Here is a 25886-nt window from a genome sequence, read left to right as displayed (position 1 = left end):
TTTTTCAATTGATTGGCTGTGGCCAGAAGAAAAATAATCTGGTTAGAATTTCCTTTAACTATCCCAAGGCGGCCGGGGATACCGTTTTGATAGCCCGTACGAACATGGTTAGCCTGGATAGTATCGGCATGGGTAGAGTAGTGCTGGATAGTGCCGGAAAGGGGATTGTAGAATTTACACTCGATGCGCCGGTTTTCGCGGGTGTCAGTGCCGGGCAGTTGGCGGCAGGCCTTCTTGTTTCGCCGGGAGATGAAATTTCCATTGTGCCATCGAGGCCAGGTTCGAAACATATGCTGGGTTTCGAAGGCGACGGCGCTGTTGTACAGGAGTTCCTTAACGAAGCGGTGCGGTTCAGACAGGGAATGGAGCGATGGAAAGGTAATCTTGCGATCCGTCTTGACAAGGAGGAGTTTTTAAATGCGAGAGATTCTTTAGAAAGAGGTTACGACCAATTGTTGACCAAATTAAAATCAAATCCGAATATATCAGGGGAAATACATGATCTTCTAACACGGCAAATCAAGATGAGTGTTCTATTCTACCAATACAATTATGCAATCGGGAGAGATTCAATCGATATACCGGCATCCGTATGGGAAGCAACCAGCGAAATGCCTGTCGATTCCATTGCATTGAAAACCGGGATATTTGATTTCGCTTTGATCGGATCTTTTTATTATCAGCATAAAATTAGTAATGGAATTTATGGAGAGAATGAAGAAATGGATGGCGATTCACTTGACCTGATTTTTCCATTTCTCGTAGAAGAAAAAATTAAATCCTCTAAATATCCGAAAGTAATCGAAGAATTTCTTCGTGCGAAAAGTGCTGACTATCAGATTAGCATGTATGGACTTACGCCGTCCGTTATCAAGCTCGCAAACACGCTGGAAAGGGAGATAGCATCAGATGATTTCAGAAAAGTAATCCGCGAAGACATTGCCCGCTGGGAAAAACTGGGTCCTGGGAAACCCGCCCCGGATTTTGCAGGAACTACACCTGATGGAAAGAAAATTTCGTTGTCAGGTTTGCATGGCAAAGTGGTGTACGTCGACATTTGGGCGACCTGGTGCGGGCCGTGCGTTGAGGAGTTCCCGAATTCCAAAAAAGTACAGGCAGATTTCAGAGGCAATGATCAGGTCGCATTTCTGTACGTTTCGGTAGATCGCGATACATTGGCATGGAAGAAAATGGTAGCCAGCGGAAAAGTCCCGAATGGCATTCACATCATTAATAGTTCAGATTCTCCCAATTCCGTTTGGAACCTCTACTACGTGTGGGGAGTGCCGAGATATTTGTTGATTGATGCGCAGGGGCGAATGGTAGCGACGCATGCGGACCGGCCGTCTTCTGGTAAAGTCTCGAAAGAGCTTCGCAAACTGTTAGCTCGTGATCAGTTAGCTCAAAAATAGCGAATTTTCTAATCGGTGGACTTAACAAGCCACCGCCAACCCAAACTCCACCATTGCTCTCGGGAAATTCCTTCCTTCATGCCCTGAACGACTGAGCTTTACCAATGCAAAGCGTTCCAGCACATCGAGCTGTATCCATTGATTGGCGGAAATGACCGGGCAATTCCATTCCTGCGCCTTCTCGCGCACTTCCGCGGGTACGTAGGTGTACACCCACGCAGGGTCGAGGCTTTTGAGCAGGCTCGGAACGGTATTGGTGTATTTCCAGACCAACTCATTCACGTAAGCAGCATATGCCTCGATCTCCGCGGCCGAATGGCAGGGATGTTCGGCAAGGTCGTCTTTTTCCTGGTAATTGAATTTGGCCCAATCGGCGAGTTGGAGCTTCACCCGGCAGGTGTCGAGTTTGTAGCGAACGATCATCGGAATGCAGCGCAGACTGTCGACAAAATCGCTTTCAAATGCAAAAAAACGGGTTTCGATGGCAGGCTCGGATGTCATGATCAGGCTGGTTCAAGGTGTGATGACCGGGTTAATTCGATGGGCAGGAAAATAGCTTTGCCACTGTCGCAGGTAGGGCAGCAGTAGCCGGCCGGAAGGTCTTCAAAGGCGGTTCCCGATGGGATATCGCCGAGAATGTCGCCAAACTCGGGATCATAAACAGTCAGGCAATCAGGGCATTGGTGCACCGTCTTTGCCGCTTTGACAGCCGTTTTGGCTTCATCAGGCTCGGACAGCATAGTTTTCAGAGTATCCCTGGATCGCTGATTATTAAACCGCCTGCAAAGACGTTCCAACTGGGCAGGCAAATGTATTTTGAACAAACCCTTTTCAAACAGCACTTGCGCACGGCTGTTGGGGTTGAAATTCTCGGTATAGTAAAGATCGTAAACACTGAATAGCGGCAGTTGTCCTATGCGCAGCAATGGCCGCTTCCGGATCAGGATAGAACCGAATACTTCGGATTTCGGACGGGTCTGAATACCGAAGCATAGCCCGAAAGTGCGCGTGTCGTTTTTGGAAAAATACCGGATCAGGTCGTTTTTGAGTTCCGCGCCATCGCCGTTGTGGTCCTCGGTTTGCCAGGCGAGCTCATTGGCCGCATGGCGCACATTGATATTGTGTTTTCCCAGAATATTGCTCCAAGCTTCGCGATATTGGTCTTCAATGCCTTTAATTACCAGTGATTTCCAGGGTGTTGCGCAAATCTCCCCGACACGTGTTTTAAGGCATAGTTCGCACACGTCGAGCAGGAATTCAATTGAAAATTCCTCGTCGCGACGGTAAAGCCCAAGCCATGTGCGCGATTCGTATCGGTTGAAACCCTCGTAATAGGGCAGGGAAAAAGAGGGTAATTCCAGCTCTTGCGTCGATTGTTGGGACACATAGTGAATGCGCTCGCTCACTGCGGCCTTCAGTGCATTTTCTTCATTAATGCCTTCGTCGAGCATGCATTCTTCCACCACCTTCGCAAGGCGCCCGATTTCATTGGTATAAATTAATTTGTCCCATTTGAAAACCGTGTTGGATTGCTTCAAGCGCACATATAAGTACCAGAAATGCGGCTCAGGCGAGGAGATAAAATTGAGATTACCTGTGAAAAAAGGAGTGAAACTCTGATTAGAATCGGAGATATTGACTTTCAAACCCGGCCGGAGACCCGGCAGAAAGCCCTGTTCGAAGTCAAAACTATCGAGAACGGAATGGTACTCGCTCGCATTGAGCCATTGCCCGGTCCGGAAAACGTCTTCACCGCAGTAAGAACTCACAATATTAGGCTGGCGGTCGGTATTAACCTCGTAAAAAATCCCCAGTTTTTTAAAATCGCTTTCCAAAAAACGCATGTCCTCGTAATGCACGGTCATCAGCAACTGCTGCCGCGATCCGAACCGGACCTTACGGACATTCGCATTCCATGACGCCGAAAGTATGTCTTTCAGGTATCCCGGCGATGCAATCCCGCCCGGCAGGTTGATTTTTATATAGTAATAGTCGCGCATGGTGTTAGATCATTTCAACTCGCTACTAAATTTGCTTCCAACGCCTTTTCAAGTATCGACCGCACCTCGGGCCGGCAGGAGCCGCAGCCGGTTCCGGCACCGGTGGTCTGGCAAAGGTTTTGGAAGTCGCTGCAACCACCGGTAATGGCTTTTTCGAGATTTCCCTGGCCCACATTGTTGCACGAGCATACGAGTTTGCCAATCATAGGATCGACTTGCTGGCTTGCGCGTAGGAGTTGCAGGCGCTTTTCGGAAAGCTCGACTCCGTTGGCGATCAAATCGCGGAATTCGAGGAATTCGTTTTTGTCACCAATCAGTATCGCGCCCACGAGCTTGTCGCGGTGCACGATGCATTTTTTGTAATAACGCTTCGATTTATCGATAAATACGATCTGCTCGTAAGCTGGGTCGTTGGCTGGGGCGTCTGTCATACCGATGCTGCAAAGCTGTAAACCTTCCATTTTGAGGATGTTCATCGACGTGCTGCCTCTGTAAGGTTGCGAAATATCGCCCGCGAGGTAATTGGCGATCACCTCCGCCTGTTGCTCGGCGGCGAGGGTTATACCCCACATTTGCCCGTTCCATTCGGCGATTTCACCGGCCGAGTAAATATCCGGGTCGGAGGTCTGCATATAATCGTTCACTACTACGCCGCGCTTACAATCCAAGCCGGCCGTTTGGGCAAGTTCAATGGTCGGAACGGTGCCGATCGCCAGTACAACCACCTGACAATCAATCTTCCGTCCCGATCTTAGCCTGATCCCTTCCACGGTATCCGAACCCGAGAAGGTGGCAACCTCATCATTGAAATAGCATTCGATGCCTCTGTCGAGCAGCTCCTGGTAGAGCAATTCGCTGGCAAGCGGATCGAGCTGACGCTCCATAAACCGGCCGCTGCGCTGGATAACCGTCACTTTTACGTCCATTTCGCGAAACGAAGCCGCGAGTTCCAGGCCAAGGATACCGCCGCCGACGATCACCGCGTGCGGCTCTGGTTGTTTCAGGAACGGCAGAAGCGAATCCGCGTCCAGGCGCGAGCGCATGTTGAATATGCCGGGCAGGTCAGGAACTCCTTTGGGCATAAATGCCTTGCTGCCCATGCCGAGGATCAGCTTGTCGTAATGGTGTTCCGTCCCGTTGCTATCGATCACAGTTTTGTGTTTGCGGTCGATATGCTCGATACTCACGCCTTTGTGCACGGTAATGCGGTTTTCCGCAAATTGATCCTCGCGCAACTTCACAAGCTGCTCCCAGGTTTGCGAGCCGCTGATATAGTCGGGCAGCATTACCCGGTTATAGAACGGATATATTTCTTTGGAAAAAACATGGATATCATCGTCCGCATTCAGCTGGCGGTAGGAATTGATAAAACCCAGCCCGGCCGATCCGGCTCCGATGATGATGATTTTTTCGGCCGGTTTTTCGTATAAACTTACTTGTATCGCGGAGAACTTGAAATCGGGTTCCTTGGATTTGGGATCAACTAACGAGCTGGTCAGGTTGTTTGCCCGGACCAGATTACTACCCAATATTTTGCCCCAATGCATCGGCAGGAAGCAAAGGCCCTTGCGCACGTCCTCAGAAATCTGCGCTTTTACGCGCACTTCCCCGCGACGGCTACTTACCGTTACCAGATTTCCTTCCAGAATGCCCCGCTCGCGTGCGTCTTCCGGATGTATTTGCAGGAACGGTTGGGGGATATGTTTGTTTAGCTTTGCGACGCGACCGGTTTTAGTCATTGTGTGCCACTGGTCACGGATCCTTCCACTTGTTAAAACCAACGGGAATTGATGGTCGGTGGGCTCGGAGGTGTTTTCGTCGGGTACGCCGTGGATTTTCGCTCTTTTGTTGGGTGTGTAGAATTGGTGGTCGGTAAAAAGGCGCTTGGTGCCCGGCTGGCGAACGTCAGTGGATCGCGCACCGTCCAGCGAGGACAGGGGCCATTGTACGCTGCGTTTTTCTTTCAGCAATTTGTGGCTCACACCGGTCACGTCGATCGTCGTTCCGGCGGTCACCTTCACATATTCATCGTAAACTTCGGAAGTGGTTTTATAATTAAATGCTTTTTCAAAACCCATTTTCTGTGCAAAACGCCAGAGGATCTCGGAATCGGGCAATGCTTCGCCCGGCGCGTCGAGCACTTTGGGGAGATAGGTAATGCGGCGTTCGGCATTCGTCATGCTGCCGTCTTTTTCCAGCCAGGCCGCCGCGGGTAGTACCACATCGGCGAAATGCACGGTGTCGGCGCGGTTAGAAACATCCTGAACGACGACAAAACGCGACTTTTTCAGCGCGCTTTCCACGGCGTTCATGTCGGGCATGCTTACCAACGGGTTGGTATTGATGATCCATATCGCTTTCAGTTTATCGTCGGCCAGTGCCTCGAACATTTCTGTGGCGGTAAGTCCGGGCTTGTCGGCGATGCGGACGGGCGTGTTCCAGAATTTCTCTATTTCTTCGCGGTGTTCGGCATTTACTACTTCGCGATGTCCCGGCAGGATATTGGCAAGGCCACCTGTTTCACGGCCGCCCATGGCATTCGGCTGGCCGGTAAGCGAGAATGGCCCGTTGCCAGGTCTCCCTATTTTGCCGGTAATTAAATGCAGGTTGATGAGCGAAAGGTTTTTATTTACCCCAATTACCGATTGGTTCAATCCCATTGTCCAAAAGGAAAGAAAGCCTTTCGAACGGCCGATCCATTCGGCGGCTAAGGCAATGTTGGCGGAAGGGATACCGCAAATGTCGGCCGCTTCCGCCAAGGTGCGCTGCATTACTTGTAGCCGGAATAAATCAAAACCATCGGTGTGGTCAGCAATAAACCGCTCATCGAGATAATCATTTTCGATCAGCAAACGGCCGATCGCATTGTTAAGAACGATGTCGGTGCCCGGGCGGATCTGCAAATGCAGGTCGGCCGAGCGGGCAGTGTCGGTCACTCGTGGGTCCACGCAGATGATTTTTACACCCGGGTTCGCCGTTTTGTGCGCTTCCACGCGTCGCCAGATAATGGGATGGCACCAGGCCGGGTTAGCGCCGGTTACGTACATGACATCGGCCGCCTCGATGTCGTCGTAGCAAACAGGAACGCTATCCTCGCCCAGTGACAACTTGTAACCCACCACCGCCGAGCTCATGCACAAGCGGGAGTTGGTGTCGATATTGTTGGACCCGATGAAACCTTTGATCAACTTGTTTACAAGGTAGTACTCTTCCGTGAGGCATTGGCCGGAGACATAGAACGCTACCGAATCGGGTCCAAATTTTTTGATTAATGTGTTAAAAACGGCGGCTGTACGTTCCAAAGCCTCGTCCCAGGTCGCGCGCTGCAAAGGCATCGAGCGGTTGAGGCGCACCTGCGGGTAAAGCAGCCTGTCCGACTGATCCATCACCGTGTAATGCAGGTTCATGCCCTTCGAGCACAGCATTCCCTTATTCGAAGGATGTTCCTTATCCCCTTCAAGGCTTAGCTGGCCGTTGCTCTCTTTCGTCACCACGACCCCGCAGCCTACGCCGCAGTAACAGCAGGTCGATTTGTAGGAATTGGGGGTCGGTTTCATGGTTGGTCTTTTTTGGGTGGATCCCCAGGTTAAAACCTGGGGTTATGGGGATGATTCTGCAATCCATTTCCGTTGGTTTCAACTAACGGAAACGGCCCGGAAGATGCCATTATGCCTCGACGGCTTCCAATTGGCCGGTCTCTGCTGTAATGGCTTGTGTTTTTTCAAAATTGATCAATGCAACAATTGCAGCGATGCATGCAATGGCTACGCCGATGTACATGAATGCCTGCGAGTAGGTAATAGTGGTCGATTTGAACAGAAAGCCCGCGAGTACCGCGCCTACATTACCTCCCGCACCCACGATACCGCTTACCGAACCGATCGCCTTTTGATTAATGAAAGGAACAATAGCGTAAGTAGCGCCATTCGCCATTTTCAGGAACATTGCAAAGCAGAGCATGGTGATCACCGCGCCTACAATGCTGCCACTTTGCGCGAACAATGCAATGCCGATGCCTTCCAGCACGAGCAGCAATGCCAGCAGGCGACCTTTGCCCAACATTCCCCATTTGTTACCTACTTTATCAGCCACGATACCCCCAACCGCACGGGCGAAAATGTTCATAAAGCCGAACGTGCCTGCCAGGATCCCCGCGGTTGCCAGTGAGGTATCGAAGTTTTCAAAGAAATACAATGCAGCGACGTTGTCGAAAGTGATTTCTATTCCAAAACATGCGCCATAAGCCAGGAACAGCGCCCAGGTGCGTGGATCACGCATCGCGATGCCTAATGTGCCTTTCGCTTTGGCGGCTTTCGAATTGGACACGGCCAGGTCTTCGAAGTTGCCTGCCGGGGTATCTTTGGTGAAGAAGTAATATACGAATGCGAAGATCAGCAGCGCAGCTCCCGGGATTACCATTGCAATTCTCCAGGCCGATTCGGGCAGGTAGCCTGCGCCAACGAATGCGGCGAAGATCAATGGCATCACCATGTTGGTGATCCCTCCGCCAAGGTTACCCCAGCCGCCAGCCACCGCGTTGGCCGTTCCGACGATTTTCTTGTCGAACATCACCGATGTGTGGTATTGTGTCACGACGAATGACGCGCCGATCACGCCGATAGCGAGGCGGAACAACAGGAAGCCTTCGTAGGAATCCACCAGGCCGACTGTCATTACCGGAATCGAGCCAAGGCCGAGCAATGCAGTGTAAGTTTTACGCGGACCCCAGGTGTCGCAAAGTTTCCCGATCGCGATACGAGCGATGACCGTCGCGGCCACGGAAGCGATGATGATGTTGCCGATCTGTGGTTTGGTCAAACCCAGGTCGGTTTTAATAACCGTCATCAGCGGGGCCAGTCCGAACCATCCGAAAAAACAAAGGAAGAACGCCATCCAGGTCAGATGGAAGGTACGCATTTGTACACCCTTGAAGCTGAAAATGTTAAGTTTTTCAAGCGGCTTATTGGTCGTTTCCATAGTAATAAGAGTTTGAAAGTGATGGTTGTGACAGAAGCTTATTTCAGAAATTCAGGTTTGATATTGATCATCAGGTAAGCCCAGTTGGACATTTTCTGCGGGTTTTTCACGCCCTTCACCTGTGCGAGGCTGTTGGTGGAGAAAAAAGTGCAATAGCCGCCCTGGAAGCTGATCGTTTTCGTCAGGTTATAGTTGGCGATGATGTCGAGTTCTTCGCCGAAGCTGGACGAAAGTTTCTGGTTATCAGCCACACGTACTGCCGCTGCGCTTGCGAAATGATGCAGGTCGGTATTGATTGAAAGTTTTTCGGAAGCCTTGATGGTCGTATTAATATAAAGGTCCGAAAGTCCGCCCTTGCCGAAGCCATTTGCCGCGTAGAAGTAATCCATTTGCCCCCAAAACTTGTGCGGCGTGCCGTAGAGCGGGTCGAATGTGTGGTTCTTGGCCGATCCGGTAGCTGTACCGGAGGTGTAGTCAAAGCCGGGACCAATGGAAAATGCACGGCTCATCGCATACAACCCCCGGACAGAATACATATAAGCGCTCAGCGAAGCACCGTCTTTGTCTTTTCCGGTTTGATAGAAAGCATTGGCAGTCAGCGTCCAGCTCTTGCCGATTTTTGTTTGCAGGTAAGGACCGATGGTCACGCGGCTCCGCACGCCGTTGGCCAGCTTTTTAACGCCCGCCGTATCTAACGTATATTTCTGAAAATCATCCTTCACAACGAGAAACGAGGCATTTCCCTGCTTCAATTTTTTACCTAAATAGAGAAATTGCAGTGACTTATACATCGTCCCGATCCCGTTCGTTCCAGCTGCATACCCTACGGGCACACCGTCATACAAAGTACCGGTTTTGAGCTCACGGTTTTGGTTATACGCAACACCTAAATGTGCCGTGAAACCATTGAAACCGTATTTGATCAAAGCCGCATCGTGGCGCCGGGCTTGTTGCAGCCAGTCGAGGTTGCCAAGTACGCGGCTGTCGTCGTAGAGAAATTCCTGCCGTCCGATCTTCAATGCAAACTCCTTACCGAGCTTGGTCTGATTGGTATCGAGCAAGCTGATTTCCCCCCAGGCTTCGTGCAGCATCAGACCGTTCTGTGCCGAGTTGGTAATGCGGTTGTTGGTTGAGGCGTCCTGCCCCCAAACGCGCACATCCTGCACGGCTACGAAAAACTGTGTCCGGTAACCCTTGTAGCCCGCATTCAGGCGGGTACGCTGGGAAGTGAAAAAGGCAGGCTTTTCGCCTTTGGAAAGCATTGTGCCTTGTCCGTCAAGCAATTCCGTCCGGGTTCGCAATTGCCCCGAAAGGTTAAACTGCGCCATCGTTCGTGTCGGGGCCAGCAAGCCGGTTCCCGTAATACCCAGCAAAAGGAGGTAAACAGCTTTTCTCATTGTTATTCATGTTTAGGTTGGAGTGAAAGCAAAGCAGGTTAAAATGCCATCTGCATGTTTTGCAGGTATTCTAATGCGTAGGCGGGGCTAAGGGCCACAACTTCGCCCATTACCATAATAGCCGGAGTGCCGATCCCGTTCTCACGTACGAGCCGGGGCATCTCCCAAACTTGTCCCACCACACTCTTCTCATCCGGCCGGGTGCCGTTCTGGATCACCGCCATTGGCAAATGGCCGCGTCCGAAGTGTTTGTATAATGCGCAAATCTCTTCCAGTTTATTCAAGCCCATCAACACGATCACCGTAGCCCGTGACTGCGCCGCCAGCCGGAGGTCGTCCGAAAGCTCGCCGTTCTGCGTTGTGCCCGTGATCACCCAGAAACTCTCACTGACACCGCGGCGCGTAACAGGTACGCCAAGTGAAGCGGGCACTGAGATGCTGCTGGAAATACCCGGTACTATTACGCAAGGGATGTCGTGGTCCTGTGCATATTCGATCTCCTCATGCCCGCGGCCGAACACGAACGGGTCGCCGCCTTTGAGCCTTACAACATGGCCGCGCTTGCGGGCGAGGCGGACGATCAGGCCGTTGATCTCGTCCTGTGAGAAGGAAGGGTTGCCCATTTTCTTGCCTACATACATCTTCAATGCGTGGGCTGGCGCAAAATCCAGGAACGCCGCATTGGCGAGTTCGTCGTAGAGTACCACGTCCGCAGTCTGCAATGCACGCATTCCTTTCAGTGTGATCAGTTCGCTATCTCCGGGGCCGGCTCCTACCAATGTCAGTTTCGCTTCCATCTCTTATATATAATAGAGTGAATATTGGAAATGTACTATATATAGTATTTTGTAACTATATCGATTACTGGTTCAAATTTACTAGTCAAATTTTATAAAACAATCATTTTGCCAAAATTTATGTTTGTTTTTAACCATAGTTGCGAATAAAAAGTTAGGAAATCCAAAAAACACGATTTACTTTTGACTTATCGAAAAAGTAATGATACGCGCATAATATTAAAATAGTGCAACAAAATAATTATGTTTTCACAAATCAATAGTTATTAATTACTATGAAAGCTGTTTCAAACACCCGGATCGTCGTAGTTGGCAATGGTATGGTGGGCTACAAATTCTGTGAAAAGCTCCTCTCGAAAAAAAAAGATGGACAGGATTTTACCATCACTGTATTTGGCGAAGAGCCTCGTGCTGCCTACGATAGAGTACATTTGAGCGAGTTTTTTGCAGGTAAGACGGCAGATGACCTTTCTATGGCCGGCATCGACTGGTATGCCGAGAACGGGATACGGTTGTTTTTGTCCGATCCGGTGGTGGACATTGACCGGGAGGAGAAACTGGTGCGTTCACATCATGGACATATAGTGTATTATGACTACCTTGTCATGGCAACCGGTTCCGGAGCCTTTGTTCCGTCGATCCCGGGTGTTGAAAAGGACGGAGTATTTGTATACCGTACGATCGAGGACCTGGAACTGATCCAGTCGTATGCCAAAAAGGCGAGAAGAGGTGCGGTGATCGGTGGTGGTTTGCTGGGTCTTGAAGCGGCAAAGGCACTGCTGGACTTAGGTTTGGAAGAGGCACATGTCGTTGAATTCGCTCCAAGGCTCATGCCAAGGCAGATCGACGATGCCGGTTCGCGCATGCTGCAAAGCCAGCTCGAATCGCTCGGTTTACATATACACCTTTCAAAAAGCACACAGGAAATCAAAGGCGACGATTGCATTGAAGGAATGCAGTTCGCAGATAATACCTTCCTTGAAGTAGATATGCTGGTGATCTCCGCGGGTATCCGCCCGCGTGACGAAGTTGCGAAAATCGCCGGCCTCGAAACACACCCGCGCGGTGGTATCGTAGTTAATAATCAGTTGCAGACCTCCGATCCTTTCATTTTCGCGATTGGTGAATGTGCATTGGCCCACCATATGATCTACGGGTTGATAGCGCCGGGCTATGAAATGGCCGACGTGGTGGCTACCATGCTGACGGGTGCCGAAAAGGAGTTTCTTCCTTACGACATGTCGACCAAACTGAAACTGATCGGGACCGACGTCGCGAGCTTCGGCGATCCGTTTGTGGAAGAGCCGGCTTGCAGGACGATCCGTTACGAAAACAAAGCCAAAGGCATTTACAAACGCATTAACGTAAGCACCGACGGTAAAACGTTGCTCGGTGGAATACTGGTGGGAGAAGCAGAGCAGTACAATATGCTCCTCCAAACCTGCAAAAATAAAACCATTCTGCCGCCCGACTCCGAAGATCTGATCCTGGGCTCCCGCGGGGGCGAGGAAGCGGGTGCGGGCGTGATGAGCCTGCCCGACGACGCGCTCATATGCTCATGCGAGGCCGTTACCAAGGGGATGATCTGCCATGAAGTAGGCGAAAACGGCCATCAGACTGTGGATGCATTGAAGAAATGCTGTAAAGCCGGTACCGGCTGTGGCGGTTGTATCCCGATGGTGAAGGACCTTATCGCGGGCGTGTTAAAGGAAAAAGGCGTTTATGTGCGGAACGTTGTCTGCGAGCATTTCGACTATTCGCGCCAGGAACTGATGGATCTTGTTAAAATGAATGGGCTGAAAACCTACGGCGCCGTGCTCGATCATCATGGCAAAGGCGATGGTTGCGAAGTCTGCAAGCCGGTGGTAGCCTCGGTACTGGCCAGCCTTTGGAATGAAAATATTCTTGAAAAAGACCGTGCGGTAGTGCAGGATTCGAATGACCGTTACCTGGCCAACATCCAGAAGGGCGGTACCTATTCGGTGGTTCCGCGGATTCCGGGCGGAGAAATCACGCCCGAAAAGCTGATCGTGATCGGTCAGGTGGCTCAAAAATATGGATTATACACTAAAATCACCGGCGGCCAGCGCATCGACTTGTTCGGCGCCCACCTGGGCGACTTGCCGGATATCTGGGAAGAGCTGATCGACGCGGGTTTTGAAAGCGGCCACGCTTACGGCAAATCGTTGAGAACGGTGAAAAGCTGCGTGGGTTCTACCTGGTGTCGATTTGGGGTGCAGGACTCGGTGTCTTTTGCGATTGAAGTCGAAGACCGCTACAAAGGGCTGCGCTCTCCTCATAAATTGAAATCGGCGGTATCCGGCTGCGTGCGCGAATGTGCGGAGGCGCAAAGCAAAGACTTCGGCATTATCGCCACCGACAAAGGCTGGAACCTGTTTGTGTGCGGCAATGGCGGCGCCAAACCGCAGCATGCCCAACTTCTGGCGAGCGATGTAGACAAAGAAACTTGCCTCCGCCTGATCGACCGTTTTCTGATGTTTTACATTAAAACGGCTGATCCTCTGACACGTACTGCTACCTGGCTGAACAAAATGGAGGGGGGGATGAACTACCTGAAAGCCGTGGTTGTGGACGATGTGCTCGGCATCGCCGAAGAACTCGAACGCGACATGCAAAACCTCATCGACGTATACAAATGCGAGTGGCGCGAAGTGGTCGAACGTCCTGAACTGCGCAAGCGATTCACCCATTTCGTGAACACGCCGATCAAAGACCCAAGTATCACATTCGCAGAGATGCGCGAGCAGAAAAAGGCGACGGAGTGGGCGTAAGGCCGTATTGCGTTTCAGTACCACCCCAGGGTTGAAACCCTGGGGTATATAACTACTATTATTTCAACTCCGGGCTTCAGCCTGGGGAGGCACAACGATCAACCTTACAGACAGATGGAAACGATCACCGACACAATCAATGCAGTAACCTGGCACATGGCGTGCTATGTCGACGACATCCCGGAAGATGGCGGAGGCTGCGCGTTCATCAGTGGTAAACAAATCGCAATATTTAACTTTTCGAGAAGGGGCGAGTGGTATGCTACCGACAACCAATGCCCGCACCGCCAGCAGATGGCAATTTCGCGGGGAATGATCGGCAGTCAGGGAGAAGAACCGAAAGTAGCTTGTCCTTTTCATAAAAAAACCTTTTCATTGCAAACCGGACAGTGCCTGAACGACGACGAATACCGGATCAACACTTTCCCGGTGATGGTCAAAGAGAACCGCGTCTACATCGGCTTGTAGTCGTCCCGGCCCGTTAAAGGGCCATAGACGGCAGCGCCGTCCGGTCACAGACCGATCATTAACCCAGGGTTTCACCCCTGGGCTGGTACCATATGGAGAGACTTGACAAGCGCGTAGCGGGTAGCCTGACGCGTTTCTATGTAGTGGCGTTGTGTGTGGTGGCTTTGCTTACCATGAGCGGCCTGTTTCTGATCAGGCGCACGATCAGGAACCTCAACCACGACAGTCGCGTCGTGAATGTGGCCGGGCGTCAGCGGATGCTAAGTCAGCGGCTTACCAAGCTCGCCGTATTGAAGATCAATAGCTTCGAGCACCGCGACACGGTGAGTTTCAATTCGTTACTCGCATTGTGGAAAGACAGTCACGAGGATCTGGTGTCGAGAAAACTTCCCCTTGAAAAGGGTTTTGTTACCTGGAAGAGCCAGCCGCTGGACACGATGTTCCGCGAGCTGGCTCCCGTTTTTGACCATATCTATCAAAATCTGCGCATCATCAGCAGCGACAGCGCCGGCCTGGCCGGAAAGCAACGGGCGTTGGCCGAAGTCCTCACAAATGAGCCGCGGTTCCTGGCGCAGATGGATCGCATTGTATTTCAATTCGACAAGGAGAGTTTTGAAAGGCTTGAAAACCTGGAACGTATCGAATGGATCCTCGATCTGATGACGATCCTGGTGCTCGTAGCGGAGGGGTTACTAATTTTCAGGCCGGTAGTGAATACCACCCGGCGCGTCGTGCGGATGCTCACAGAGTCGGAAGATGCATTGCAGCTTTCCAATCAAAGATTAAAGGAGGCTAATATCCAGCTTGTCGAAACACAGAAAGAACTGTTACGTCTCGAAGAGGAGAAATATGAATTGCAACTGGCCGAAGACCGCGTCAGGGCAGGGGCGCTGATTGAAGGGCAGGAGGAGGAGCGAAAACGTTTCGCATTGGAGCTGCACGACGGAATAGGCCAGATGCTTACAGGATTGAAACTGCATGCGGAGAAGTTGAAGGCCATGCAATTTCACGACGAAAAACACCAGAAACGCGTTGAACAGCTGGTAACGCTTATCCAGGACATCATCCAGACAACCAGGCAGGTATCATTCAATCTCATGCCTTCTGTGCTCAGTGATTTCGGGTTGGCATCGGCATTGAAATTGCTCTGCCAGCAGACCGCCGATTTGTCAGGAATCAAGGTTTTGTTCGAAGGCGAAACGGGTGAGCGGATCCTGATGAGTCGCCCAATGGAGATCGGACTGTACCGCATTGCCCAGGAAGCGTTGAATAATGCGGTGAAACATGCGAATGCGGATCAGATCAAGATTAAATTGGAACAAAATAAGAATCGCATTGTTTTGGAAATCGCCGATGACGGAAAAGGATTTTTAATTAGTAATTTAAAGTCAGAAGGACAGTTCCTGACCCGTAATGGGATGGAAAATATCCGTACACGTACCCAGCTTCTGAATGGTGAAATAGAAATCATTTCAAAGGTGGATAGCGGAACGAAACTGGTCGTTCGTGTTGATTTATAATGACTTACTACTGATTTGCTGACCACGTATGCCTATTCGGATTTTAGTTGTAGACGATCATTCGGTAGTGAGGCAGGGCATTATTACCCTGCTTGAAGATGAGGAAGACCTGATCATCGCCGGCGAAGCCTCGGACGGTGACGAGGTATGGGATATGATCGAAAAAGTGAAGCCCGATGTGATCCTGCTCGATCTGACGATGCCCCGTATGTCGGGCCTGGACGTGATCAGGCAGATCGTGCCGGTATTTCCGTCTGCGAAAATCCTCGTATTCAGCATGCATAACAATACCGATTACATGCTTTCGTCCGCGCTGAACGGTGCATCCGGCTATCTGGAAAAAGACACCGGCCGCGACGAAATGCTTAGGGCGATCCGTGCCATTGCCAAGGGAGAGCTCTATTTTCCTCCGTATGCGTCGTCGGTGATCATCAAAAGCCTCCTCAAACAGCTCTCGCGTGTGTCCGATGCCCGACCCGTGCGGGAAGAGATTCAGGAGAAATCAATCTGGAAAATTATTACCCCACGCGAACAGCAGATTCTCAGATGCCTTACCGAGGGCATGAGCAGCAAGGATATAGCTGAAAAGTTTGATATCAGCTCCAATACGGTTGCTAATCAACGCGCCAGTATTATGAAAAAGGCCAATGTGAAAAACACCGCCGAGCTTATTAGTCTTGCGATGAAGTAACCCAATGGCCTGATTTTTTACAATGTCCATCAAAAGTTTGATAAGCTTCGCTGCCCGGTCACGGGCTTGCGCGAGCCGGTACTTAACTCGACGACGCGATGGACAGGAAATACACTTTCATTTTGGCCCTGTTGCTATTTTGCACGGCTGTTTTTGCTCAGAATTCGGGAAAACCGGGCGGAAAAAATACGCAGGCGCGAAGGAAGATTGTCTTCATTGCGGGCCCCGACAGCCATGGCAAAGGTGAGCATGAGCACAACGGCGGCTGTACTTTACTGGCCAAAGCCCTGAACGACAGCATGCCGGGTGTAGAAGCCGTGGTGGTGCGTAATGGCTGGCCACAGGATGAATCGGTACTAGACAATGCCGCTGCCATCGTTTTCTATCTCGACGGCGGCGGTAGCGATCACCTGGAGTTGGTTCACGCTGCGAAAATGGAAAAACTCGTAGCCAGCGGCACCGGTATTGTAAATCTGCATTTTTCCCTTGAAGTATCCGCAGACGCTGGCGGCGAACGTTTTTTGAAATGGATAGGGGGATATTTTGAGACTAATTGGTCTGTAAATCCTGTCTGGGAAGCAAGTTTCGCACGGTTTCCCGATCATCCCGTCGCACGCGGTGTAAAGCCTTTCTCGATTCTCGACGAGTGGTATTATCATATGCGTTTCCCGGCTGACATGAAGGGCGTAACGCCTATTTTGCAGGCATTACCACCGGATGCGACGCTGAAACAGCCAGACGGGACGCATTCCAACAATCCCGCCGTGCGCGAGGCAGTTATCACCAGAAAGGAAATGCAAACACTCGCCTGGGCCTTCGAGCGGCCCGACGGAGGTCGGGGATTCGGCTTTACGGGCGGGCACATGCACAAGAACTGGGGGGACGACAATTTTCGCAAACTCGTGCTGAATGCCGTCGTTTGGGCAGCAAAAATCGATATCCCTGCCGAAGGTGTACCTTCCGCGACTCCTACTGAAAATGAGTTGAATGCCCTTACCAAGCGTGTAAACTGAGGCGTGCGGATTAAATTTTTTTAATCCGTAAATTTCTTTCACCGGTTTTGCGTTAATGATTGCAACATCCCCGGTGGTCCTGACAAAGACAAAAGACGAAGCAGGCCCGTTGCCGTTTGTTTTGAAGTCCAGATGAAATACGGTTTTCAGGAACCGCGTAAGCGCCCTAACAAGATCAACATTTTACTATTAATCCTGTTTTTTGCAGGGCAACGGTTGGCTTATGCCCAAACAGATTCCACTGCTGCTATACAAAAAGCTACTGTTGTAAAAGACACCACCGCGTTACAAAGCAATGCCGCTGCGCAAAACAAAGCCAAGCTGTTCTTTAATTTTGATGCGCGGGGCACATTCATTCAGCATAAGCATATCAATGTTTTCGGAGTCAATGCGGGAATAACCTTTGGCGAAAAGCGCAATCGCCTTACGGCAGGTTATTATTGGCTGGGCTACAACGCCGCCCGGCGGCTCGTCAACTGGCGTAAAATACTCCCCAACCCCCTGAACCTCTCTTATTACACTGCTACCGACGTTCGCTTTGCCAATTTTGCCTACTGGCACACAGCGATCCGCAACAAGCGCTGGGTATTATCCACACCATTGGAAATAGGGATCGGTAACGAAAGCACCCGCTTCCGCGACCTTTTCGACGGCGTCGCCTCCGGCTCGCGAAAGGATTACTTCATTCCCCTGCAGGTAGGTGTCTACGCCGAGTACCGCGCATTCCGCTGGGCCGGTATCAATTCCCAGATCGGCTACCGCAATGCACTCTCCTCCGGCGAGTTCCGCGAACGGTTCAGCGGGTTTTATTATAGTTACGGAGTCAACTTGTATCCTGAGGCCATCTGGAAGGATTTCAAGAAATGGAGCAAAAGGAAAGGGAAGTCGCAAACGTTTGATAATGCATCGGCGCCGGTTGGACATTAAGCGGTGATCTCGTTGGCAGGTGTGTTGAAATAAAAGCAATGAAATCGTTGTCAGTGCACTGAGTTTTTGGGTAATCTCCCATTACTCCCAATTTTCAACGAATTTCAACCTAAGCCCTTGCGTTTCTAATTTCTTTAAACTTACTTTGTCTATCAAATTAGTAGATTTTATCTGTTAACCACCAGCAGACAAGATCAATACCACAATCTTTTTCAAACATGAAATCGATGGATCGTTATTCTTCGCGCAGTATTGTTATGCCTATGGTGGGCTCCTCCGGTTATTCCTACGCACTTGCACCCTGTTGCTGTTGTTGAGCTGTTTCTGACGACGGCACGTGTCGCCGCATGCTGATTTTCACCCTGTTACATATCATTAATTATGCTGTGGGTTGACTGGCCCACGCTTCCAACCATTTTACATCATGAAAAATTTTAGAACAATCATTCTGGCAGCAGGTCTTGCGCTGGCCGCTTTCCCCAATGCATTTGCACAGGAATCCAACGAAAATAAAGTGATCATCACGGGCGTACGCTTCGCCTATCCGCTGGTCGATAAATGGATCAAGGAATATACCGCCGCTAATCCCAAGGCGCAGATCGTGATCGAGACGCGTACCATCACCGATCCGGCAAAATATGACCTGCTCATCGAGGCGTATGACCAGGAAAAAGAAGTGAAGGATACCCGCGAGTATATCTCGATCGGTCGCTATGCTTTGCTGCCGGTAGCGAATGCAAAATCGGCGTTTGCGAAAGAATATGCCGATAAAGGGCTGAACGAGAAAACCTACAAGCAGATTTTCTTCCACGATATTTATGCGGAAAAAGACAAGTCGCTGACGATGCAATACACGATTTACACCCGTCTGCAAAAAGCAGGCGCGCCGCTCACCTTCGCCCGGTACTTCGGTTATGAGCAACAAAACATCAAAGGCAAGGCCATCGCAGGTGCCGATGAGCATTTGATCAAGGCCCTGCTGAAAGATGAAACGGGCATTACCTACACCACGCCCGGTCTCGCCTATGATCTGGCAAGCCGCAAGCCGCTGGAAGGCCTGACGATCATTCCTGTGGACCTGGATGGCAATGGACGCGTTTCGAAAGAAGAAAAAGCGTTGGAAAACCTCGATCAGGTAATTGCAACGCTGGAAGCAGAAAAAGTAAAAAATGTGCCGGTTGAAAACATCCATTTTTCAATCGCAAAAAATAACTCGAACCAGGAAGCGAAGAAATTCCTGCTCTGGGTAGCGGCGAATGCCGAGAAAGACCTTCACCAATTCGGTTATCTGAAAGCCGACGCCAAAAGGCTGGCTGACGAGAAAGAGAAACTCGAAAGATTTCAGGCTGTAAAGTAAGGTTTGCACGCCCGCGGGCACGACGTTGTGTGGTGCCCGCTGCTTTCTTCTACCTTCAATTCCAAAACCTTCATGAAAAAACGACTACTATCCGCCCTGACCAGGCAGCGGCTGAGCCTTTTTGTGCTCAGCACTGCCGTTTTTGGCCACGCATCCGCCCAGCATGACCCCGTTCAGCCGTTCCGCGGCAAGATCGGGAAGACGATCGAAGAGACTGAACAGTGGTGGCAGGAGCAACCCAAGGCTCCCAAAGGCGCACCTAATGTGGTATGGATCCTGCTCGACGACGTGGGTTTCGGTGCAACTTCCGCATTTGGCGGTTTAATTGATACCCCTAATTTTGAAAAGCTGGCCAAAGGCGGCCTGCGTTATACAAACTTCCACACAACAGGCATCTGCAGCCCTACGCGCGCATCCCTGCTCACGGGCAGGAACCCGCATGCCGTAGCCATGGGGCACCACGCCGAGCTGGGCATCGGAGCACCGGGTTACAACGGTAATATCCCCTTCGAGGCGGGAACAGTGGCCGAAATCTTTAAAGAAAATGGCTACAACACATTTGCGTTAGGTAAGTGGCATGGTAACCAGCCGCGCGACCTCACTATCGCCGGACCCTACAACCGCTACCCGACAGGCAGGGGTTTTGAGCATTTCTATGGTTTCCTGGGTGGCGCTACCGATCAGTGGCACCCGCAGTTGGTAGAGGAAACCACACCGATCGATATTGAGCCCAACACAAAGCATTTGAACCGGCTGCTGTCTGACAAAGCCATTTCCTACATTGCCAATCAAAAATCAGCCGATCCTGAAAAGCCATTTTTTCTCTATCTCGCAACCGGCGCTGCGCACGCGCCGCATCATGTAGCCCGCGAGTGGAGCGATAAGTATAAAGGTAAGTTCGACGGCGGCTGGGACGAATACCGTGAAAAGGTTTTCCAACGACAACTGGCCGGCGGCCTCGCGCCGAAAGGCACGCAACTGCCCCCGCGACAAACCGGTATCAAACCCTGGAACTCGCTCTCGGCCGATGAGAAGAAAATTTACGCCCGGTTTATGGAGGTATATGCAGGCTTTCTTTCCTATACCGACTACGAGGTGGGCAGGGTAGTGGATTACTTGCAACAGATCGGTCAGTTAGATAATACGGCGATTTTCCTCGTCGTCGGGGATAATGGCGGGAGTAAAGAAGGAACTTACACCGGCACGGCCGGAACAGCAGAAAAGTCGTCCGGAGATGATGTCAAATTTCTTTTATCCCAATACGATAAGCTGGGTACCGAATACAGCTATCCCAACTATCCGCTGGGCTGGTCGCAGGCTACCAACACGCCATTCCGTTATTGGAAAAGCGATGTGAACGCTGAAGGTGCATCGCATACAACCCTGATTGTGCATTATCCCAAAGGCATTACCGATAAAGGCGGGCTTCGGACGCAATATGCGCATGTGACCGACATTCTGCCAACGACCATCGAACTGACCGGTGTGAAGGTGCCCGCGGAAATCAATGGCTATAAACAATGGCCCTTCCACGGTACGTCGCTGGTCTATTCGCTCAATGACGCGCAAGCTGCGGCGCGGCATACCCAACAATATTATGAGCTGCACGGCGGCCGTGCCATTTACAAAGATGGCTGGAAAGCAAGCGTCTATCATCCGCGGAATACTTTTGGCGAGGAGACGACGGATATCAATTTTATTGCGGATTTCAAGCGTGACAAATGGGAGCTTTACAATATCAATGAAGACTGGAACGAGATCAATGACCTCGCTGCCGAGCACCCCGAAAAGCTGGAAGTATTGAAAAAACTGTTTGATGAAGAAGCGGAGAAATACAATGTATACCCGCTGAAAAACTTTCGTGCCGGGCTCACGCCACCGCCTATCCGTCCGAAGACGGTGATTTACGAAGGTACTACGATCAAAACGCGGGTTTACATCGGAAAAGGGCCGATAGATATTACAGCCGAAGTCGAGACGGGTAAAAATGCGGAAGGCGTGATTTTCGCGAACGGGGGGCTGCTGGGTGGGAGCAGTCTTTATATCAAACAAAACCAACTGCATTACCTGCTTAACGACGGTGTTAAGCAGGTTTTATTAAAGTCTTCCAAGGCATTAAAAGAAGGCAGGAACATCATCCGCTTGCAGTTTTCGGCTGATAAAAAGGTTACCTTGTTAGCTAATGGCGAGCAAGTAGCTGAACAGGCTGATATTAATGCTACGAAATACCTTGCATCGGCCTCTTCCGACGGGTTCAGCGTCGGGAAAGACCTGAATTCGCCTGTGACCAGGGATTACCCGGGTACCTTTGCTTTTACCGGTGCCGTCAGGCAGCTGGTGATCGAGCAGCGCGAGCAGAATCAGGGGAAAGTAGGGTTGTTAAAAAAGGGTAATTAATACTTAAAATGCATTCAATGAGAACACTTTTAACAGGTGCGGCAATGCTGTTGGGCGCCTGGATGACCGCCTTGACAGTGCAGGCCCAAACACCCCGCAAGCCTAATATCGTGATCATCCTAGCCGACGACCTTGGCTATGGCGACATTGGTACATTCGGCGCGACAGATATTCGCACGCCGAATATCGACGGACTGGCTACGAATGGTATCAAGCTGACTTCCTTCTATTCCACCTCACCCGTATGCAGTCCCACGCGTGCAGCCCTTATTACCGGGCGCTATCCGCGCAGGCTGGGAATCGATCATGTGTTTTTCCCTGAAAGCTTCACGGGCATTCCTGCCGAAGAAGTGACCATCGCCGAGGCTTTGAAAGGCAATGGTTACCGCACCGCGATCTTCGGCAAATGGCATTTGGGCCATCACAGGCAGTTTTTGCCGTTACAAAATGGTTTCGATGAATATTACGGTATTCCGTACAGCAATGATATGATGGGCGTAGCCTACTTGCGCGGCAACGACGTGGACAGTATGAAGGTCAACCAGAAATACATTACGCAGACGTACACGAAGGAAGCGGTACGGTTTATCAACCAAAACAAGGACAAGCCGTTTTTCCTGTACATTACCCATAACATGCCGCACGTACCGATCTACGCTTCGCCGAAATTCGAGGGTAAGTCCCAAAGAGGTTTGTATGGCGATGTGATTGAAGAACTTGATTGGAGCGTGGGTGAGGTTGTAAAAGCATTGAAAAAGAATGGGCTGGAAGAAAATACACTCGTAGTATTCACGAGTGATAATGGCCCCTGGCTGATCTTCGACGTGGAAGGTGGCTCGGCCGGGCCGTTGCGGCAGGGTAAGGGGACCACTTTCGAGGGCGGGCAGCGCGTGCCGACCGTGGCTTATTGGCCGGGTAAGATCAAGCCGGGGACGGTTTATGACGATCTGGCATCGCACCTGGACTTTTACCCGACGATTATCAGCCTTACAGGCAGCCAGAAAACCCAAACTAAAAAACCGCTCGACGGAGAAGACATCAGCCCGATACTGTTCGGAACCGGCAAACGGAAAGGTGACGAGTTTGCCTATTACTCTAACGGTATTATTGAAGCCTACCGCAAGGGCGACTGGAAGATCAGGCTACCGCAAAAGGATGTGAAGATGGGCAATGTGACGATCGTGCCGGCGGCGGATACATTGCTTTTTAACCTCAAAACCGATATTGGTGAGCAAAATAACCTTTTGAAATCCAACCCGGCGAAAGCGAAAGAACTGCTGGCCTCGCTGGAAACCTATAAAAAGAAAATAGGCGATACTCCGTTGCCGCTCGTGCAGCGCATGCCCTCCGACGACAGCCATATCAAGAAAAGAGCGGATCGGGCAGCTGGGAAAACTACTGGCAAGTAAGTAGTTTTGGAATGGTTATGTATTTGATAACCATTCCATTTTAACTTGAAAACGAGCCATGAAAAAGATCACCACCACCGCCGTCGGGCTTTCATTCGCCCTGTCCTTTTTGTTTACTTCTGCCAAAGCGCAGGACATCGTCCTCAAACCCGCTTCGCTTACAGCCTATCAGGTGGCCGTCACAGCAACTGACTTTAAAGGAAAGCAAGCTATTGCCCTTGAAATGCCCGGAATGCCCAATAATGAAAAGACAGTAGCCGTATTGAAAGGCATTGATTTTCATAACGGTACGATCGAAGCCACCATTTCGGGCCAGCCGAGGGCGAATTCCGGCGAAGGGGCACGCGGGTTTGTTGGCATTGCATTCAGGGTTGCTGCGGATACTTCCAAAATGGAGCTGTTTTACATCCGTCCGACGAATGGCCGCGCCAACGACCAGATGCGCAGGAACCACTCCACGCAATATGTTTCGATGCCCGGGTTCCCGTGGGAGAAGTTGCGGAAGGAAACTCCCGAAAAATACGAAGCCTATGCGGACATGCTGCCGGCTGAATGGACCAAGGTGAAGATCGAGGTGAAGGACGAAACTGCGAAGTTTTATGTGAATGGCGCTTCCCAGCCTACATTGATTGTCAACGACCTCAAACAGGGAAAAGACCTTCGCGGAAGCGTCGGCCTGTGGATCGGGCCGGGCACGCTCGGGCACTTTACCGATTTGAAAGTAACCAAACTGGACTAATCGTTCCCTACTCAATACTACACGTTAAAAAAATCCAATAATGCAGGGTGCTCCTTGCATTATTGGATTTGATAACCTTATTTTGTCGATTAAATTTATAGGGTAAGTATTTTATTGGAATTCCTGTCGACCGGAAATAACCACCATTTCCAGACGGTACATTTACAAATGCCTGTAATGCTTTAAAAACAGGGGCGGGGTTTCATGCATGCGCATCGGTGCGTATACGATATGACGTTACATTTTCCTTGATTTTTACTAAACCCGCTTAATGCTGATAATGAGAAAGTATCTCTACTTGGTCCTGTTCCTCACAGGCTTTTTGAGTCACTCTTATGCCCGGGAAACGGTCAATGGTGTGGTGAAAGATGCCTCTGGGCAGACGAGCGACCAGCCCAACATCCTCTTCATCCTCGTCGACGACTGGGGATGGACGGATCTAAGTTCGGCGGGGAGTAAGTATTACGAAACGCCGAATATCGACCGGTTGCGGAAAGAAGGCATGTGGTTTTCGCAGGCCTATTCTGTCGGGCCGAACTGTGCGCCCAGCCGCGCTTCGCTCATGACGGGCAAATACACGCCGCGCCATGGCATTTACACCGTCGGTAATGCTGATCGCGGCAACTCCGTGGATCGGAAACTGATCCCGATCGAGAATAATACCGTGCTGAACCCTTCGTTTGTAACGATTGCCGAGGAACTGAAAAATGCCGGTTACAGCACCGGTCTGATCGGTAAATGGCAGTTGGGCGGCAAGGGCAAAGGCGCCGACGCGCATGCCCAGGGTTTCGACCATGTCATTGGCGGTACCGGCGGTACCAGCGCCTATTTTTATCCCTATAATAAAGATGGGAAAGCATCCCCGCACGAAGGCATTACCGCCGGGGACGAAGGGGAATACCTCACCGACCGGCTCACCGACGAGGCATTGAAATTCCTTGACGGCAATAAGCAGAAGCCGTTTTTTCTCTACCTGTCGTATTTCGCCGTGCATACGCCGATCGAGGCCAAGGCGGATATTATCTCAAAATACAAATCGAAGAAAGGTGACAGCAATCACTACAATCCTGTATATGCAGCCATGATCCAAAGCGCCGATGAAGGTATCGGCCGCGTTTTGAAACAACTCGATGCATTGAACCTCGCTGAAAATACGCTGGTCGTTTTCTTCTCGGATAATGGCGGAATGGGAGCAGTAACGGCACAGCACCCGTTGCGCGGTTCCAAAGGAATGCTCTACGAAGGCGGCGTACGCGTGCCATTGATCGTGAAATGGCCGGGCAAGACCAAAGCCGGTTCGCAAACTGATTCGCCGGTGATCGGTGTGGACTTCTACCCGACATTGCTGGAAGTGGCTAATATTCAAAAGCCGTTGAATACCGATGTGGACGGAGATAGCTTCGTGCCCCTTCTTTCAGGTAAACCGGCCCCGCAGCGCGACATTTTCTGGCATTTTCCGGCTTACCTCGAAGCCTACAAAGGCGATAAGCGGAACAAAGACGCTTTTCGCACGCGGCCGGTGAGTACCATCCGCTCAGGCGATTTCAAACTGCACCAGTTTTATGAAGACGGGCGCGTCGAGCTTTACAATATCCGCGCGGACATTGGCGAAACGAAAGATCTGTCGAAATACAATCCGGTCAAAACCAAAGAGCTGAAAGACAAGCTCGAAGCCTGGAAACAAAAGACGAATGCGCCAATACCAACGCAACTGAATCCGGAATATGCACCGGGCACCCAACCAAAGCCCAATGGCGCCCCGACGGTAGCAACAGAGGAATAGTCATTTTTTATTATACCAAAATAAAATGAAAAAGCTCTTCAGAATCAGTGCGGCCATGCAGGCGCATGGGCCGTGGCAGATCGATGGTGCCGACGTGGACCGCGACCAGAAATTCGCGGTGTCGGATCAGTACCAGACGCTGTTTGCATTTACAGGCAAGTTGAAGAAGGTGACAATCCGGTATCAGTAAGTTTTGAAATAATTATT

At 50.9% G+C, this 25886-nt stretch carries 19 protein-coding genes; 13 read left to right on the top strand and 6 right to left on the bottom strand.

Annotation, left to right across the window (positions count from 1 at the left end; all coding sequences use genetic code 11):
* Positions 1 to 104 precede the first annotated feature (104 nt).
* Complete coding sequence (locus tag ACTJJJ_RS19700) at positions 105 to 1412, top strand: TlpA family protein disulfide reductase (protein ID WP_440702739.1); 1308 nt, start codon at positions 105 to 107, stop codon at positions 1410 to 1412.
* A gap of 21 nt (positions 1413 to 1433) precedes the next feature.
* Here ACTJJJ_RS19700 and ACTJJJ_RS19695 read toward each other — a convergent pair whose 3' ends face one another.
* The 6 genes from ACTJJJ_RS19695 to cobA all read right to left on the bottom strand — a co-directional run bounded on the left by ACTJJJ_RS19695 (position 1434) and on the right by cobA (position 10583).
* Positions 1434 to 1913, bottom strand: a complete 480-nt coding sequence (locus tag ACTJJJ_RS19695; RefSeq protein WP_440702738.1) for a nitrate reductase associated protein — start codon at positions 1911 to 1913, stop codon at positions 1434 to 1436.
* A 2-nt stretch (positions 1914 to 1915) separates the two neighbouring features.
* Complete coding sequence (locus ACTJJJ_RS19690; RefSeq protein WP_440702737.1) at positions 1916 to 3412, bottom strand: rubredoxin; 1497 nt, start codon at positions 3410 to 3412, stop codon at positions 1916 to 1918.
* Between the two features lie 14 nt (positions 3413 to 3426).
* Entirely contained in the window at positions 3427 to 6969 is a 3543-nt protein-coding gene (locus ACTJJJ_RS19685) for a molybdopterin-dependent oxidoreductase (protein WP_440702736.1), read from the bottom strand.
* 109 nt (positions 6970 to 7078) lie between these two features.
* Entirely contained in the window at positions 7079 to 8389 is a 1311-nt protein-coding gene (locus ACTJJJ_RS19680; RefSeq protein ID WP_188938011.1) for a NarK family nitrate/nitrite MFS transporter, read from the bottom strand.
* Positions 8390 to 8427: 38 nt separating this feature from the next.
* The gene (locus tag ACTJJJ_RS19675; RefSeq protein ID WP_440702735.1) at positions 8428 to 9786 is read right to left on the bottom strand and encodes an alginate export family protein; all 1359 of its coding nucleotides are present in this window, start codon (positions 9784 to 9786) and stop codon (positions 8428 to 8430) included.
* Positions 9787 to 9824: 38 nt separating this feature from the next.
* Entirely contained in the window at positions 9825 to 10583 is a 759-nt protein-coding gene (cobA, locus tag ACTJJJ_RS19670; RefSeq protein ID WP_440702734.1) for a uroporphyrinogen-III C-methyltransferase, read from the bottom strand.
* 275 nt (positions 10584 to 10858) lie between these two features.
* Between cobA and nirB the strand changes: the two genes are divergently transcribed.
* The 12 genes from nirB (at position 10859) to ACTJJJ_RS19610 (ending at position 25869) form a co-directional block, all read left to right on the top strand.
* Complete coding sequence (nirB, locus tag ACTJJJ_RS19665; protein ID WP_440702733.1) at positions 10859 to 13375, top strand: nitrite reductase large subunit NirB; 2517 nt, start codon at positions 10859 to 10861, stop codon at positions 13373 to 13375.
* A 114-nt stretch (positions 13376 to 13489) separates the two neighbouring features.
* Positions 13490 to 13843: a nitrite reductase small subunit NirD gene (nirD, locus tag ACTJJJ_RS19660; RefSeq protein WP_188938020.1), complete on the top strand. Its 354-nt coding sequence runs from the start codon at positions 13490 to 13492 to the stop codon at positions 13841 to 13843.
* A 92-nt stretch (positions 13844 to 13935) separates the two neighbouring features.
* Complete coding sequence (locus tag ACTJJJ_RS19655; RefSeq protein WP_188938022.1) at positions 13936 to 15363, top strand: ATP-binding protein; 1428 nt, start codon at positions 13936 to 13938, stop codon at positions 15361 to 15363.
* Positions 15364 to 15391: 28 nt separating this feature from the next.
* Complete coding sequence (locus tag ACTJJJ_RS19650) at positions 15392 to 16054, top strand: response regulator (protein WP_188938024.1); 663 nt, start codon at positions 15392 to 15394, stop codon at positions 16052 to 16054.
* 98 nt (positions 16055 to 16152) lie between these two features.
* On the top strand, positions 16153 to 17067 hold the full coding sequence (locus ACTJJJ_RS19645; RefSeq protein ID WP_440702732.1) for a ThuA domain-containing protein: 915 nt from the start codon (positions 16153 to 16155) through the stop codon (positions 17065 to 17067).
* Positions 17068 to 17199: 132 nt separating this feature from the next.
* On the top strand, positions 17200 to 17994 hold the full coding sequence (locus tag ACTJJJ_RS19640) for a hypothetical protein (protein ID WP_440702731.1): 795 nt from the start codon (positions 17200 to 17202) through the stop codon (positions 17992 to 17994).
* Positions 17995 to 18418: 424 nt separating this feature from the next.
* Entirely contained in the window at positions 18419 to 19351 is a 933-nt protein-coding gene (locus ACTJJJ_RS19635) for a hypothetical protein (RefSeq protein WP_440702730.1), read from the top strand.
* A 72-nt stretch (positions 19352 to 19423) separates the two neighbouring features.
* On the top strand, positions 19424 to 21748 hold the full coding sequence (locus tag ACTJJJ_RS19630; RefSeq protein ID WP_440702729.1) for an arylsulfatase: 2325 nt from the start codon (positions 19424 to 19426) through the stop codon (positions 21746 to 21748).
* 17 nt (positions 21749 to 21765) lie between these two features.
* The gene (locus tag ACTJJJ_RS19625) at positions 21766 to 23157 is read left to right on the top strand and encodes a sulfatase family protein (protein ID WP_440702728.1); all 1392 of its coding nucleotides are present in this window, start codon (positions 21766 to 21768) and stop codon (positions 23155 to 23157) included.
* Positions 23158 to 23215: 58 nt separating this feature from the next.
* Positions 23216 to 23896, top strand: coding sequence for a hypothetical protein (locus tag ACTJJJ_RS19620; protein ID WP_188938036.1), 681 nt, complete (start codon positions 23216 to 23218; stop codon positions 23894 to 23896).
* Positions 23897 to 24176: 280 nt separating this feature from the next.
* Positions 24177 to 25679 carry a sulfatase gene (locus ACTJJJ_RS19615; protein ID WP_440702727.1) on the top strand — a complete coding sequence of 501 codons (1503 nt, stop codon included), beginning with the start codon at positions 24177 to 24179 and terminating at the stop codon, positions 25677 to 25679.
* 25 nt (positions 25680 to 25704) lie between these two features.
* Positions 25705 to 25869: a hypothetical protein gene (locus tag ACTJJJ_RS19610; protein WP_426295441.1), complete on the top strand. Its 165-nt coding sequence runs from the start codon at positions 25705 to 25707 to the stop codon at positions 25867 to 25869.
* Positions 25870 to 25886 lie beyond the last annotated feature (17 nt).

This window comes from Dyadobacter sp. 22481 (genome assembly GCF_052044875.1).
In the GTDB taxonomy this organism is placed as follows: Bacteria; Bacteroidota; Bacteroidia; order Cytophagales; family Spirosomataceae; genus Dyadobacter; species Dyadobacter endophyticus.
The sequence above is the reverse complement of the archived record's forward strand: the minus strand, read 5'-3'. Positions and strand labels throughout refer to the sequence as shown.